This window comes from Acidiphilium sp. PM, from assembly GCF_000219295.1.
In the GTDB taxonomy this organism is placed as follows: Bacteria; Pseudomonadota; Alphaproteobacteria; order Acetobacterales; family Acetobacteraceae; genus Acidiphilium; species Acidiphilium multivorum.
Genome location: NZ_AFPR01000178.1, coordinates 1 through 1,440, shown reverse-complemented (window position 1 = coordinate 1,440; position 1,440 = coordinate 1). Strand labels below are relative to the sequence as shown.

At 72.8% G+C, this 1,440-nt stretch carries 2 protein-coding genes; one reads left to right on the top strand and one right to left on the bottom strand.

All coding sequences use genetic code 11. From position 1 onward, the window contains the following. On the bottom strand, positions 1–877 hold an 877-nt coding region (locus APM_RS08585), incomplete at its 3' end, for a nicotinate phosphoribosyltransferase (RefSeq protein WP_007422973.1). Positions 878–965: 88 nt separating this feature from the next. Here APM_RS08585 and APM_RS08580 point away from each other — a divergent pair. Beyond that, positions 966–1,440, top strand: a 475-nt coding sequence (locus APM_RS08580) for a DUF445 family protein (protein ID WP_039888153.1), incomplete at its 3' end; no start/stop codon positions are given.

Genomic DNA, 1,440 nt, shown 5'->3' with positions numbered 1-1,440 from the left:
CCTCGTCGAGCCCGCCGCTGGCGAAGATCCGGATCGCGCCGCATCCCGCCGCGTCGAGAATGCCGCGCACCGCCCTTGCGTGATAGGCGAGATCGCCGCTGTCGAGCCTGACCGCCGCGATCGCGATGCCCTCCGCCGCGAGGCGGGGCGCCAGCGCCGCGACCCGCGCGGCGCCGCGCTCGGTGTCGTAGGTGTCGATCAGCAGGCAGAGCCCGGCGGGGCGGGTGCGCGCGAAGTCGAGGAAGGCCTCGGTCTCGCCGTCATGCGCCTCGACGAAGGCATGGGCCATCGTGCCCATGAGCGGAATGCCGAACCGGCGGCCGGCGAGCACGGTGGCGGTGGCGTCGAAGCCGGCGAGCCAGGCGGCGCGGGCGGCGTACAGCCCGGCCTCGCCGCCATGGGCGCGGCGCAGCCCGAAATCGACGAGCTGGCGCCCGCCCGACGCGAGCACCATCCGCGCCGCCTTCGAGGCGATGACGGTCTGGAAATGAACGATGTTGAGGAGGCGGGTTTCCACGAACTGCGCCTCGGGCAGCGGCGCGGTGACCCGCAGCACCGGCTCGTCGGCGAAGACGGCCGTGCCCTCGGGCACCGCATCGACGTCGCCGGTGAAGCGGAACCCGGCGAGACTGTCGATGAAGCCCGGCGCGAACCGGCCGGTATCGCGCAGCCAGGCCAGATCCTCGGCGTCGAAACGCATGCCTTCGAGGAACGTCACCGCCTGGTCCAGCTCGGCGGCGAGCAGGAAGCCGCGCTCGGGCGGCAGGCGGCGGAAGAACAGCTCGAACACCGCGCTGCCGGTCATGCCCCGCGCCGCGTAGGCTTCGAGCATCGACAGCTCGTAGAGGTCGGTCAGCAATGCGCTGGCGTCCGGCATGGCGGAATTCTGCGCGGCGCGGGCGGTGCGTGTCGTTGATTCTCGTCAACCGGCGCCACGGCTTGCCCGGGTCGGCGGATCGGGCCACATGGACGCGATGACCGAAAACGACCCTGAAGCCGCGCTCCGTCGCTCGCTCTTCCGGCATCGTGCCTTCGCGACCGGGCTGCTGGCGCTGATGGCGGCGCTGATGGCGGCGGGATACGCCATGCCGCCCGACCCCGCCGCCCTGTTCCTGCGCGATGCCGCCAAGGCCGGGCTGATCGGCGGCATCGCCGACTGGTTCGCCGTGACCGCGCTGTTCCGCCACCCGCTCGGCCTGCCGATTCCGCACACCGCCATCCTGCCGGCGCAGAAGGAGCGGCTCGGCGCCGCCCTGGGCCGGTTCGTCGCCAACCACGTGTTCACCGGCGCCGATGTGACGCGGTTTCTCGCCGGTCTCGACATTCCCGCCCTGCTCGGCCGGTTCCTCGCCGATCCGGCGATGTCAACGCCGCTGGCGGAGGCCATCGCCGGGGCGCTGCCGCGCCTGCTCGATTCGGTCGAGGATGGCCGGGCGCGGC